General features: G+C 38.4%; 14 protein-coding genes. 12 read left to right on the forward strand and 2 right to left on the reverse strand.

What is annotated here, in order from left to right:
- Nucleotides 1–861, reverse strand: coding sequence for a pyruvate, water dikinase regulatory protein (locus tag ACFSR0_RS01315; protein WP_379979148.1), 861 nt, complete (start codon nucleotides 859–861; stop codon nucleotides 1–3).
- 114 nt (nucleotides 862–975) lie between these two features.
- Between ACFSR0_RS01315 and ACFSR0_RS01320 the strand changes: the two genes are divergently transcribed.
- The 11 genes from ACFSR0_RS01320 to glyS all read left to right on the forward strand — a co-directional run bounded on the left by ACFSR0_RS01320 (nucleotide 976) and on the right by glyS (nucleotide 11,474).
- Nucleotides 976–1,410, forward strand: coding sequence for a Fur family transcriptional regulator (locus tag ACFSR0_RS01320; RefSeq protein WP_379979124.1), 435 nt, complete (start codon nucleotides 976–978; stop codon nucleotides 1,408–1,410).
- A 176-nt stretch (nucleotides 1,411–1,586) separates the two neighbouring features.
- On the forward strand, nucleotides 1,587–1,763 hold the full coding sequence (rpsU, locus tag ACFSR0_RS01325) for a 30S ribosomal protein S21 (RefSeq protein WP_002356740.1): 177 nt from the start codon (nucleotides 1,587–1,589) through the stop codon (nucleotides 1,761–1,763).
- Nucleotides 1,764–1,793: 30 nt separating this feature from the next.
- On the forward strand, nucleotides 1,794–2,240 hold the full coding sequence (locus ACFSR0_RS01330) for a GatB/YqeY domain-containing protein (protein WP_379979126.1): 447 nt from the start codon (nucleotides 1,794–1,796) through the stop codon (nucleotides 2,238–2,240).
- A 198-nt stretch (nucleotides 2,241–2,438) separates the two neighbouring features.
- A complete protein-coding gene (locus ACFSR0_RS01335; protein ID WP_379979150.1) occupies nucleotides 2,439–3,353 on the forward strand; it encodes a PhoH family protein in 915 nt (304 codons plus the stop codon).
- A 21-nt stretch (nucleotides 3,354–3,374) separates the two neighbouring features.
- Nucleotides 3,375–5,585 carry an HD family phosphohydrolase gene (locus ACFSR0_RS01340; protein WP_379979128.1) on the forward strand — a complete coding sequence of 737 codons (2,211 nt, stop codon included), beginning with the start codon at nucleotides 3,375–3,377 and terminating at the stop codon, nucleotides 5,583–5,585.
- A 3-nt stretch (nucleotides 5,586–5,588) separates the two neighbouring features.
- Nucleotides 5,589–6,074 (forward strand): rRNA maturation RNase YbeY, encoded by a 486-nt coding sequence (gene ybeY, locus ACFSR0_RS01345; protein ID WP_379979130.1) that lies wholly within the window; start codon nucleotides 5,589–5,591, stop codon nucleotides 6,072–6,074.
- Nucleotides 6,052–6,456, forward strand: coding sequence for a diacylglycerol kinase family protein (locus tag ACFSR0_RS01350; protein ID WP_379979132.1), 405 nt, complete (start codon nucleotides 6,052–6,054; stop codon nucleotides 6,454–6,456). Before ybeY ends, ACFSR0_RS01350 begins: the two co-directional genes overlap by 23 nt.
- Before the next feature lie 10 nt (nucleotides 6,457–6,466).
- On the forward strand, nucleotides 6,467–7,363 hold the full coding sequence (gene era / locus ACFSR0_RS01355; RefSeq protein WP_379979134.1) for a GTPase Era: 897 nt from the start codon (nucleotides 6,467–6,469) through the stop codon (nucleotides 7,361–7,363).
- Nucleotides 7,364–7,393: 30 nt separating this feature from the next.
- Nucleotides 7,394–8,167, forward strand: a complete 774-nt coding sequence (gene recO / locus ACFSR0_RS01360; RefSeq protein ID WP_379979136.1) for a DNA repair protein RecO — start codon at nucleotides 7,394–7,396, stop codon at nucleotides 8,165–8,167.
- A gap of 318 nt (nucleotides 8,168–8,485) precedes the next feature.
- Nucleotides 8,486–9,400: a glycine--tRNA ligase subunit alpha gene (glyQ, locus tag ACFSR0_RS01365; RefSeq protein ID WP_379979138.1), complete on the forward strand. Its 915-nt coding sequence runs from the start codon at nucleotides 8,486–8,488 to the stop codon at nucleotides 9,398–9,400.
- Between the two features lies 1 nt (nucleotide 9,401).
- The gene (gene glyS, locus ACFSR0_RS01370; protein ID WP_379979140.1) at nucleotides 9,402–11,474 is read left to right on the forward strand and encodes a glycine--tRNA ligase subunit beta; all 2,073 of its coding nucleotides are present in this window, start codon (nucleotides 9,402–9,404) and stop codon (nucleotides 11,472–11,474) included.
- 102 nt (nucleotides 11,475–11,576) lie between these two features.
- Here the strand turns inward: glyS and ACFSR0_RS01375 are convergent, their stop codons facing one another.
- Nucleotides 11,577–12,524, reverse strand: coding sequence for an AEC family transporter (locus tag ACFSR0_RS01375; RefSeq protein ID WP_379979142.1), 948 nt, complete (start codon nucleotides 12,522–12,524; stop codon nucleotides 11,577–11,579).
- Nucleotides 12,525–12,818: 294 nt separating this feature from the next.
- Between ACFSR0_RS01375 and ACFSR0_RS01380 the strand changes: the two genes are divergently transcribed.
- Nucleotides 12,819–13,673, forward strand: coding sequence for an amidohydrolase family protein (locus ACFSR0_RS01380; RefSeq protein ID WP_379979144.1), 855 nt, complete (start codon nucleotides 12,819–12,821; stop codon nucleotides 13,671–13,673).
- Nucleotides 13,674–13,764: the final 91 nt, after the last annotated feature.

Below are 13,764 nucleotides of genomic sequence, written 5' to 3' on the forward strand. Positions count from 1 at the left end.
CTAAAATGGATGAGGGGTATCCTCATTATCAGAAATGTAGTAGCTATGATCTTCAAGTTTCAGTGCATTTAAAATCATAGAAGCCGTTTCTTCAATCGACAACGAAGCGACATTGATGATTACACACCCAATTTTTTGATAAAGTTCATTGGCAAAAGTTAATTCCTCGCGAATTTTGTCAATATTTGCATAGGCTGATTCAGGATTTAAGCCGTAACTAATCATGCGTTCTTTTCTAATCGTATTTAAAATATCTGGATCATTGGTCAGACCAACAATCTTTTTGGGGTCAACTTCCCAAATTTGTTTAGGAATATGTGCTTGCGGGACGATTGGCAAGTTGGCAACCTTTAAATTTTTGTTTGCTAAAAACAAACTTAACGGTGTTTTAGAGGTTCTAGAGACACCTAGTAAGATAATATCCGCCTCTAAAAATCCCCGTGGATCTTTGCCATCATCATATTTTACAGCGAACTCCATTGCTTTGATTCGGCGAAAATAATTTTCATTCAAATGATGTAAAGCTCCTGGCTCACGGCTTGGCAAAATACCCGTTCGACGGGTAACTTCATCTACTGTTGGTGTCAGGACATCGATATTATACAAACCGCTTTGCTCACAAAAAACATTGGTCAACTCAACTAAACTTTCACTAATCAAAGTGTGCAAAATCAGACCATTGGCTTCTTTTGCATCTGCCAGAGTTTTAATTAATGCTTCTCTCGACCGGATGAACGTTCGTCGGTACAAACAAAAATTGACTGCTGGAAACTGTGCCATTGTCGCTTGAGCAAGCTTTGTCGCTGTTTCTCCTGCTGAATCGGAGATGACAAATAGATTAATCGTTTCTTTATTTTCCATATTTTCATTTCCCATAAAATCGCCTCACTTGCATTCTTTTTAGGTCTATTATACCATAGCTTTAAAGTTGTGAAACGGAAGCATTATGATTTAGAAAATATCGAGGGCAAGAAAATGGAAAAAAAACCAACAGCAGTTGAACAAGCCTGGACAATCCTAAAAGCCAAGGGATACAAGCATACCAAAAAAAGAGAAGCATTGTTAACTTTTCTCGCCAAAAAGAATCGGTATATGCCTGCTAGAGATGTCTATATTGAAATGAGCGAACAATTTCCTGGCTATAGTTATGATACAATCTATCGCAATCTTCATGATTTCTCTGAATTAGGTATTTTAGAAAAAACCGATTTAAATGGAGAAATGAAGTTTCGTTTTCATTGTCAGCATCATGGAATTGGGGAGCACCATCATCATTTTATTTGTTCCGTCTGTGGGAAAACAAAGGAATTGAATGATTGCCCAATGGATATCTTTGAAAAACAATTACAAGGATGCAAGATTGAAGGACATCGTTTTGAAATATACGGACGTTGTGAGGATTGCCAATAAACCGAAAAAGATAACAATCTTTCCATAGTCGACTTTTTTTAATGACAACAAACTCAAAGAACAACTTGACAGAAAAACAGTCTTTCGTTATAATTTTTTAAGGACAGTGGGTGTTATTGATTAGTATTTCAATAACAAAAACGGTTACTTTTTAAGCTCGGAGGGAGGGAATTTATATGTCAAAAACAGTGGTTCGCAAAAATGAATCTCTTGACGATGCTCTTCGTCGCTTCAAACGTTCCGTGTCAAAAGCAGGTACTTTACAAGAATCTCGCAAACGTGAATTCTATGAAAAACCAAGTGTGAAACGTAAGAAAAAATCTGAAGCAGCTAGAAAACGTAAAAAATTCTAAGTTTGCTGCGAAAGAACTGGAGTTGGTAGTGTGTCACTACTAAATACGTTGAATGATGACATGAAAACGGCGATGAAGGCGAAAGACAAGGAAACATTGACCGTCATTCGCATGTTGAAGGCATCACTACAGAATGAAAAAATCAAGATTGGTCGGGAGCTAAATGACGAAGAAGAGTTGACAATTCTTGCAAGAGAAATGAAACAACGTCGTGACTCTTTAACGGAATTTGAAAAAGCTGGCCGAGATGATCTTGTTGAAAAAGCTAAAAGTGAAATTACAATAGTTGAAAAGTATCTTCCAGAACAATTAACCCTTGATGAAATTAAGAACATTGTGAGCCAAGCTATCCAGCAGACAGGTGCCACTTCTCCAAAAGAATTTGGCAAAGTCATGGGGGTAGTTATGCCGCAGGTTAAAGGAAAGGCTGACGGGAATCAAGTAAACGCCGTCGTCAAAGAATTATTGAACAATTAAAGTAAAGACACACCGCAGAAAATTATTCTGCGGTTTTTTCATTATTCCAGGATAGTGGGTTAGAAAAAGAAATGCGCGTTTTGAAATAAGATATGGTATGATAACAATGAATAAATACCGAGAAAAGGGAGCGATTTTTTTTTGCAAGATAACCAATACTCAAGAGAAATTCACCTACAGTCAACGGATGATTTTGCAATGTTAGTTGGCACACATGACAAACATGTCAAATTAATAGAAGAAAATACGAATACAACGATTCATGCTCGTGGAGAAATGATCCAGATTATCGGAATGGAAGATGATGTAGAGCATGCCGAACAAGTATTCCAAGTGCTCTTAACGCTTATGAATCGGGGAATCAATGTTGGAACAGCGGATGTGGTCAGTGCATTAAAATTTATGCAACAAGGGAAACTAACATCATTTTTATCAATGTACGAAGAAGAAATTATGAAAGATCGTGCAGGAAATGCCATACGTGCCAAAAATATTGGCCAATCACATTATATTACCGCGGTTCGTCGGCATGACGTTGTGTTTGGAATTGGACCTGCGGGCACTGGGAAAACCTTTTTAGCGGTAGTTTTGGCGATTGCCGAACTAAAAAAAGGAACGGTCGAAAAAATTATTTTAACGAGACCTGCTGTGGAGGCAGGCGAGAAATTGGGCTTTTTACCAGGGGACTTAAAAGAAAAAGTTGATCCCTATCTACGACCGGTTTACGATGCTCTTTACCAAATTTTTGGGGTGGATCACACGAATCGCTTGATGGAACGGGGAGTCATTGAAATTGCCCCGCTTGCATATATGCGCGGGCGGACTCTGGAAAATGCTTTTGTCATTTTAGATGAGGCACAAAACACAACCATTGCCCAAATGAAGATGTTTTTGACTCGCTTGGGCTTCCATTCAAAAATGATTGTTAATGGCGATGCGAGCCAAATTGATTTGCCTCGTGGGGTAACAAGTGGCTTGGTCCATGCACAACAAACCCTACAAGGAATCAAGCAAATTGATTTTGTTCATTTCGATGCAGCAGATGTCGTTCGCCATCCAGTTGTTGCGGAGATTATTCGAGCGTATGAAAAAGAAAACAACGAACAAATTTAAGAAGCAAAGGAGGAAGCAAACATGCTAAATCAACCACTCGAAAAATTAAACGAGCGTTTCGGAAAATTTCTTGTGCCAGCGATTCTGGTCATGTTTTTTCTAGTAACAACCGCTATCCTCTATCCAAGTATTAAGCCATCTGTAAATAGTTATCAAGAAGGACAGGTAGCTGAAAGCAACATTCGAGCAAATAAAACAATTGAAAACTCGACAGCAACAGAACAGAAAAGAAAACTAGCGGCTGAAGCCGTCTCGCCTGAGTACACCTATCAATCTGATCTGGCCACAACCCAACACGACTTGTTGAAAAATTTGTTTACATTAATTCTAAAAGTAACGACGACAGCCGATGAGAACTATCAAAAGGAAATGCAGGCGGCCAAAGATAAATCAAAGGTTACGAAACCAACAACAGATGAATTAATCACGCAATTAAAGAAAAAATTTGAGACGGTGAATACCGACGATTTAGATTTTTATCAAGATTTAACCACCAATTTTTTAACCACTATTTTTTCGCTTTCATCCGCGGATATTTCAAATGTTGAGCAACAAACACTCAGTTTAGTTGATGAGCAAATGCAAGCACAAATTAAAGAAAGCGATTTGACACGTGTTCGCCAAGCAGCAGAAAGTAAACTGGAAACCAGTGATGTCTCAAATACTGAGGCTGAAGCAATTCGTTACTTACTCACGAAAGGGATTGTACCTAATACCTTCCTGAATGAAAAGAAGACGACCGAATTGCAAAATGAAGCCAAAGACGCGGTTCAACCCGTCATGATTTACCAAGGGGAAATCATTGTTCGGGAAGGTTCCCAGATTGATGCGACTGCAATTGAAAAATTGCGTTTGCTGGGGTTGACGAATCAAAATGTCAATTATTTCCCAGTTTTTTCATTACTTTTAACCATTTTTCTTCAAATTGCGATGTTGATTTTCTTTGTTCATCAAATGGAAGAACAAACGAAACGATTGCAGTGCTATCTATTTTATTCATCAATGATGGTTTTCAGTTTGTTGATAATGAAGCTTTTTCAATTATTTCAAACCAATGCATTGCCTTATGTCCCATTGTTTTATCCAGCAGCCTTTGCGCCGTTGTTATTAAACTTTTTTATGAATCGACGGTCAGGTTTATTGGCTGCTTTATTTCAAGTCGTTTTTGCTCTATTTATCTTTAGTAATACAAATGCGGATATTGGATCAAACGTCCTGATTTTTCTTTTGGTTTCTTACCTTTTCTCAGGTATTATGGGAACCATCATTCGTCAACAACGCATTTCTAATCAGGGGCTTACCGCTTTGATGTGGTTGGTCGCGTTTCCTTTATTAATGAATATCATTTTTATTGTCTTTCAAGGAATGAGTTTTTCGAGTGGTCAAACGTGGCTTGCAATTATTTGTGGGCTGGCGGGTAGTTTGTTGTCCTTGCTCCTAACAGTGGGGCTACACCAGTATATTGAATTACTTGTAACCGATGATAGTGTGATTGTGCTCAATGAGCTTAGCAATCCCAATCATCCATTACTGAAACGTTTATTGGAAGAGGCACCCGGAACGTACCATCACAGTATGATGGTTGCAAACTTAAGTGCCAATGCAGTTGCTGATATTGGTGGGAATTCATTGTTAACTAGGGTTGCTTGCTACTATCATGATATTGGAAAACTTAAGCATGCCAATTTCTTTGTTGAAAATTTACCAGCTGGCGCAGAGAATCCTCATAATTTCCTTTTGCCTGAGGACAGTCGTGATATTATTTTTGGTCATGTCATCGATGGGGCCAAAATTCTAGAAAAAGAGAAGATGCCCCAAATGGTTGTTGATATCTGTCGACAACATCATGGAACAACCTTGATGCGTTTCTTTTATGTCAAAGCAAAAGAGCGCAATGATGCTGTGAAAGAATCAGATTATCGGTATCCAGGGCCAAAACCCCAAACAAAAGAAGCCGGTGTTGTTAGCATTGCAGATAGTTGTGAAGCAGCAGTTCGAGCAATGGACCAACCAAGCAATGAAAAAATAAAGGCGTTTGTTTCCAACTTGATTAAAGATCGTATTTTAGATGGACAATTAGACGAATCAGGCCTGACACTCAATGAGTTACGAATGATTGAAAAATCACTAATTAATGGGCTATGTTCGACTTTCCACTCCAGAATAAAGTACCCTAAAATGAAATCAGAAGCGGAACAAATGAAAGAAGAACAAGAAAAGAATGGGGAGTAATTTATGGAAATCGCATTTATTGATGAGCAACATTTGGTGACACCAGAAAAAATACAGGATATTGATGATCTTTTACAGTATGCAGCCAATTATATTGAATTACCAAGCGATACGGAGATGTCCGTTACTTTTATGAATAATGCAGAAATACAGGCAATCAATCGGGAATATCGTAAGAAGGATATGCCTACAGATGTAATTAGTTTTGCAATAGAAGAACAAGGCGAAGATGAGTTAGCCATTGTTTTTGATGAAGAAGAGTTTGGTGAAATGCAGTTACCTCGTAACATTGGTGATATCATGATTTCAGTTGAACGAGCGCAGGAACAAGCGGAGGAATATGGTCACTCACTGGATCGTGAGTTAGGATTCTTGGCACTACACGGTTTTTTGCATTTAAATGGCTATGACCATATGACACCTGAAGATGAGAAAGTTATGTTTGGATTACAAAAGGAAATTTTAGATGCCTATGGACTTAAAAGATAAAAAGCAAGTTGAGAAAAATAAATCCTTTATCCAGTCACTCGAATTTGCTTTGACTGGATGGAAAACCGTCTATCAGGACGAACGTAATTTTCGCACACATTTAAGGATGAGCCTATTAGTCATAGTGTTTGGTTTTATTTTTCAACTAACTATCGGAGAATGGTTATGGTTGGTTGGTGTCATTTTTTTGGTTTTGTTTGCCGAGATGCTGAATACAACGTTTGAAAATATCGTCGACATGGTGACTGACCATCACTTTCATTCACTGGGGAAAAAAATCAAAGATGTGGCAGCAGGCGCTGTCTTATTAACTGCGTGTTTCGCTGTCATCGTTGGTGCCTTAATTTTTATTCCTAAAATTATTCAATTATTTTTATCATAAAGGAGAGCCTATGACTGAACATAAATCAGGATTTGTTGCATTGGTTGGAAGACCAAATGTTGGCAAATCGACATTATTAAATCGTATTGTTGGACAAAAAATTGCGATTATGAGTGATAAAGCACAGACAACCAGAAATAAAATTCAAGGGGTGTATACTACCAAAGATGCCCAAATTGTCTTTATTGATACCCCAGGAATCCACAAACCCAAATCACGATTAGGTGATTTTATGGTTGAGTCTGCCTACAGCGCCTTAAACGAAGTCGATGTTGTGTTATTTATGATCAGTGCGGATCAAAAACGGGGCAAAGGCGATGATTTAATTATCGAACGACTAAAAAAACAAAACATCCCTGTTTTTTTGGTTGTGAATAAGCTTGATAAAGTCCATCCCGATTCTTTACTAGAGACAATCGCGGATTATTCACAACAAATGGATTTTGCAGAAGTTGTCCCTATTTCGGCAACTGAGGGGAACAACTTTCCAACCTTAATGCAAACAATCGAGGCTAATTTGGCAGAAGGACCTCAATATTTTCCGGAGGATCAAATAACAGACCATCCTGAATATTTTATCGTCTCTGAATTAATTCGCGAGAAAGTCTTGCAGTTCACTCGTGATGAAGTTCCTCATTCGGTTGCCGTTGTTGTTGACTCAATGAAAAAAAATGAGCATGAAAAGATAGCCATTCAAGCAACGATTATTGTTGAACGAGACAGCCAAAAGGGCATCATCATTGGAAAAGGGGGCAAAATGCTAAAATTGATTGGCACAAAGGCCCGCTTAGATATTGAACATTTGTTAGGAAACAAAGTCTTTTTAGAGCTTTGGGTTAAGGTACAAAAAGATTGGCGAGAAAAGGAACGCTATTTAACAGATTACGGATACCGTGAAATGGAATAGAAGGAATGAAAAACTAAACGAGGTTGAAACATGGCATTAGTTGAATCAAAGGGATTAATTCTTTTTGCGAAAGACCATAAAGAAAAAGACAAACTTGTCAAAATATTTACTGAATCGGCGGGTAAGCAGATGTTTTATGTTCGTGGCGCACATCGCAAAAATAATCCTTTGCAACCTGCGATGATGCCCTTCACTGAAGCAACGTATATCGGCCAGTTTTCAGATCAAGGGTTGTCGTTTCTAAATGCAGCGAAATTCATTCATCCTTTTCGCCAGATTCAATCGGACATTTTTTTAGCAGGTTATGCGACATATCTTTTAAATTTAACGGATGCAGCGATTGAAGATCGTGTCTATGATCCTCATCTCTATCAATTTTTAAAAGAAGCCTTGCTTTTTATTGATCAAGGAAAAGATGCAGAAGTTATCACCAATATTTTTGAAGTTCAAATTTTACAGCGATTTGGTGTGCAGTTCGATTGGATGCGATGTGCTATCTGTGGAGAAACCAAGGGCAAGTTTGATTTCTCCAGTAAATACAACGGACTCCTTTGTGAGAAACATTGGCACATGGATGAACGGCGCTATCATGCAGATCCTCGAGCAGTTTATTTTTTACAAGTCTTTCATCAGATTGGGTATCACCAAATTGATCATATTCAAATAAGTAGTGAGATCAAAAATGAGATTCGCAAGCTTTTAGATGCATTGTATGATGAGTATGTCGGAATCCATTTGAAAAGCAAAAGCTTTATTGACCAAATGAAAACCTGGAATCAGGTATTGAAACCGAAAGAGGACTAGCTAAGTTGCCAGAGGGATTCACGTATTGACAAAAATTGGAAACATCGATATGATAACAGTGTTATAAAGGAAACGTCATTTTTTCAAATTAAATAATGTGCGAAGAACATCAAAGAAAAAAAGAGATGCTGATAGCGAGTCTGAATTGGTGAGAGCAGATAGCAAATGTTTTTTCAAAAGGCAATGGGAGCACAGCAATGAAAGTGCCGAAAGGAAAATTCTTTTCGGAAGTAGGGTGGAACCGCGAGCATACTCGTCCCTATATCTGTAATTTTACAGATATAGGGGCTTTTTTTAGTTTAAAAAGGAGAGAATAGTATGGCGAAAAAATTAACTGTTCAAGAAATGATTTTAACGCTCCAAAAATTTTGGTCGGACAATGGCTGTATGTTGATGCAAGCCTATGATACAGAAAAAGGTGCAGGGACAATGAGCCCGTATACCTTTCTAAGAGCAATTGGTCCCGAACCGTGGAATGCGGCTTACGTGGAACCATCAAGAAGACCCGCTGATGGACGTTACGGAGAAAATCCGAATCGTCTTTATCAACATCACCAATTCCAAGTAGTTATGAAACCTTCACCAGAAAACATTCAAGAACTATACTTGGAAAGTCTACAATTATTGGGAATCAATCCGTTAGAACACGATATTCGTTTTGTTGAAGACAACTGGGAGAACCCTTCAATGGGTTGTGCTGGTTTAGGCTGGGAAGTTTGGTTGGATGGGATGGAAATTACACAGTTTACGTACTTCCAACAAGTTGGCGGTTTACAATGTCATCCAGTAACTTCTGAAATTACGTATGGTTTAGAACGCTTGGCTTCTTATATTCAAGAAGTGGAAAGTGTCTATGATTTGGAATGGACAGAAGGGGTTAAATATGGAGAAATTTTTAATCAACCTGAATATGAACATTCTAAATATTCGTTTGAATTAAGTGATCAAGCACTTTTACTAGATAACTTTAATAAATTTGAGAAGGAAGCCAAACGCTGTATTGCTGAGCGCTTGGTTCATCCAGCCTATGATTATATTTTAAAATGTAGTCATAACTTTAATTTACTTGACGCTAGAGGAGCGGTTTCCGTTACAGAACGTGCGGGATATTTAGCCCGTATTCGTAATATGGCTCGAGATGTTGCGAAACTATTCGTTGCAGAACGTGCCAGATTGGGTTATCCACTACTGAGCCGTGAAGAAGCAGAAAAACTTTTGAAGGAGGACGCATAGCATGGCAAAAGATGTATTAATTGAAATTGGGCTAGAAGAAATGCCTGCCCATGTCGTGGTGCCTAGCATGAATCAACTAGAAGCAAAAGTTGCCACATTTTTTGAAGAACATCATTTATCTTATGACGACATACGGGCCTATTCGACGCCACGTCGCTTAGCAGTTTTGGTGACAGCTGTACCGGAACGTCAAGCAGATGTGAAAGAAGAAATCAAAGGTCCAGCCAAAAAAATTGCCTTGGATCAAGAGGGAAATTGGTCAAAAGCGGCGCAAGGATTTGTCAGAGGACAAGGGTTGACAACTGAGGACATTGTCTTCAAGGAATTAAAAGGTGTTGAATATGTCTATGTGACGAAGAAAACAACAGGCCAACTGACACTGGATGTTTTATCAGAACTCAAAGAAGTTATCACAAGCTTAACATTCCCAGTGACCATGCATTGGAATCGATATGATTTTGAATATATTCGCCCCATTCATTGGTTGGTTGCCTTATATGGTGAACAAATTATTCCATTCAAAATTCTCGATGTTGAAACGAATCGTTTTTCAAGAGGACATCGTTTTTTGGGCCAGGATGTGTCTTTTGATCATCCAGCAGAATATACAAAAAAATTAGCCGAACAATTTGTCATTGTTGATTCAGCGGAAAGACAACAAACAATCATCAATCAAATTACAGCGATTGCAACGGCCCATCAATGGCAAATATCGTTGGATAAAGAGTTACTAGAGGAAGTGACCAATTTAGTTGAGTACCCTACTGCATTCGTAGGAAACTTTGCGAAAAAATATCTGACCGTCCCTGAAGAAGTGCTCGTGACATCAATGAAAGAACATCAACGTTATTTTGATGTCCGAACAGCTGATGGTGAGCTATTACCACATTTTGTCTCAGTTCGAAATGGGAATGCTTACGACATTCAAAATGTGGTAAAAGGCAATGAAAAAGTATTAACGGCACGCTTAGAAGATGCAGAATTCTTTTACCAAGAAGATCAAAAATTAGCAATTGCTTCTTGCGTTGAAAAATTAAAACATGTCGCATTTCATGAGAAAATTGGCTCGATTTACGAAAAAATGAAACGAGTAGGAGCCATTGCCCAAATTATTGGAGCAACGGTAGGTTTAAATGAAGACGAGATGGATGACTTGCAACGCGCAAGTGAAATCTATAAATTTGATTTAGTGACCAATATGGTTGGTGAATTTCCGGAATTACAAGGAATTATGGGTGAAAAATATGCGCTAATCCAAGGTGAACGACCTGGAGTGGCGACAGCGATTCGCGAACACTATCTACCAATTGCTAGTGAAGGAGATTTACCAAAATCAAACGTGGGGTCAGTATTAGCGATTGCAGATAAAGTTGATAGCTTATTTACTTTCTTTGCAGCAGGGATGATTCCAAGTGGTTCAAACGATCCGTATGCTTTGCGCCGACAAACATATGGGATTATCCGCATTATTGAAGACAAGCAATGGTACTTCCCATTTGAAGAACTCAAAATTGCCATCCAAGAAAAAATTAATGGTGATTTAGCAACATATGGCATCACCTTGTCAGATGAAGATGCGTTGGTGGTAGATTTCTTAAAAGCCCGTGTTCGCCAACGACTTTCCTCGAAAGAAATTCGACATGATATCATTGATGCTGTCCTGGCTTCCGAACAAAAAGATGTGAGCCAATTGTTCCAAGCGGCATCCATTTTGTCCCGTCACCTTACAGATAGTGAATTTAAACCATCGATTGAAGCCTTGACACGCGTGATGAATTTAGCCAAAAAGTATACAGGTGAAAATCAAACGATTCAACCAGAACTTTTTGAAAATCAGGCAGAAAAAGAGTTGTTCACTGCAGTGATGGATGCAGAAGACAACTTCTCTTCCAGAACAATGGAAGAAAATTATCAAGCTTTGACAGAGTTACGGCCATATATTGAAGCGTACTTTGATCAAACGATGGTTATGGTTGATAATCAGGAGATTCGCCATAATCGCTTAGCTTTATTAGCCCGTGTATCAAAAATGGCACTGGCTCTTGCAAGTTTGGATAATTTAATTACAAAATAAAAAAAGTGACTGCAACATTTAAGCCTATACTCACAGGAATTGAACGATGAAAAAATTTTTTCAATTTCTGTGAGGGCATAGCTTAAAGGCAGTCACTTTTTGTTATAGTGCATAGATGACTTTTAAAAGTAAAGGAATATACAAAAGATAAATCAACACGGAATACCCTAAACTTGAGGCGGCAAATTCTTGATCTGCTTTGTAAACTCTTGCCAAAATAGGGACAGAATTTTGCACGGGCATCGCGGATTGAACCATGAAAACAGCCAGCATGATGGGTGGAACAGGAAAGACAAAGCTTAACAGCCAGACAATGAGTGGAGACAGAACGTAGCGACCTAGTAACACACCGAAAATATCTCGGTTCATTTTCAAATTTTTGATTCCATTAAAATAAACCATAATCCCAATTGTAAACATTGAGAGTGGTGTCGTTAAATCGGCAAGGTATTGCCCGAACTGATGGAGAAAAAGTGGTACCTTAATACCAGTGAACATCCAAGCTAATCCAATCATGAAGCCTATTAAAGCTGGTGAAAAGATCTTTTTAAGTGCAACCAATGGATGAAAAGTCATTGTTGTTTGGTGTTTTTCAGGATTGTCTCTTGCAATTTCATAAATCCCAATTGTCCAAAATATGGAAGTATTGACGATGTAATAGAGCAAAACATAAGGAACAGCTTTTTCGCCAAAAATGGCTAAGTTAATAGGTAGTCCAATAAAAATTGTATTGGAACAAGTGAACATCGTTGTAAAGGTTCCTTTGCGGTGTTCATCAACATGCATGACGGAACGATAGACCAAACTTGTGAGGTAGGTCACGGTCATTGATACCAAAGGAATGATCATCCCACTGACCAAAGACAAAAATTCACTTTTATTGAAATTGGCAGTGATATTCAAAAACATACTAAAAGGTAAAGAGAAATTTAAGAGAATTTTTGAAAAAACATCTGCAGAACGATTGCTAAACCACTGTTTGAAGGATAAAAAATAGCCGACAAACATTAATGAAAAAATAATAAAAATATTGATGTATGCTTGTAACATATGCTCACCTCTTGTTTTCAACTATACTCATTTTGTCTTCTCACTGCAACAACTCTCAGACAGAAAAGGAAGAAACAAGCAATAAATTGGGCTGCTACTCTGCAAGTTTTACAAGTTTGACAAAATTTCAAGAAAGCAAAGGAGAAAAAAATGGAACCTTATTTACTGAAATCAATAAAGTTAGAAGACGCATAGCAAGAACCGAAGTATTATCACACAGGAACAAATACAGAAAGCTACACCCTTGAGATTAGAAATGGAAAAGTAAGCAAAATTTATCAAGAACAAGAACAGTTGCCTGATTTACTGGTTGTCGATGGCCAAAATTACCTTGTTTTACCATCCCTAAGAGAAATGCATTGTCATTTAGATAAAAGTAAATTAGGTGTACCTTGGACGCCTGTTACCCCAGCCAAAAATCTGGTTGAACGATTCACAAGTGAAATCACTGAATTAGATGCGTTGCAATTGCCTCTAAAGAAACGAGCACAATATTTGTCAGAAACTGAGTTACGTAAAGGGGTAACCTTTTTCCGCTCGCATATCGATGTGCATCCGGCGGTCGGTCAGCGCTACTTGCATGAAGTACAAGAGTTGCTGAAAGACTATCAAACCGTTTTGCAATCTGAGCTGGTTGCCTTCCCTCAACATGGTTTACTGCGATCAAAAGCATATAAAGAAGTGCACGAAGCGCTGAAAAATAGGGCCTCGATTGTAGGTGGGGTTGATCCGGAAAGTCTGGATGGTGATGCACATGCTTCTCTAAATCAAACGTTTGAATTAGCTGTGAGACACAATGCCCCAATTGATATTCATGTACACGATCATTATGAGGCGGGACGAAAAACCGTTCTTGAACTGATTCAGTATACAAAAGAGGCAAATTGGCAAGGAAAAGTAACAATCAGTCATGCATTTGGACTGAATGATTTTGTTGGGGAGGAACGTCAAGCGGTTTTTCATGAAATGGGTGCGTTGGGGATGTCGGTTATTTCGAGTGTTCTGATTAATGGCATCATACCACCGTTAGTTGAACTTGAAGCCGCTGGGGTCGCAGTTCATCTTGGATGTGACAACATTTACGATTCTTGGTCTCCTTTTGGTACGGCCAATATTCTTGAGAAAGTGAACTACTTACCACTTAGCTAAACCTGACGGTTCTTAACGCTTGAAGTGGGAGCTTCTTGGGAATAGAGCATACTTGATAGCTTATTTCTTTACTAACAGCGGTGTCTCTTAT

Origin of the sequence: Enterococcus camelliae (genome assembly GCF_042685105.1) — a bacterium.
In the GTDB taxonomy this organism is placed as follows: Bacteria; Bacillota; Bacilli; order Lactobacillales; family Enterococcaceae; genus Enterococcus_G; species Enterococcus_G camelliae.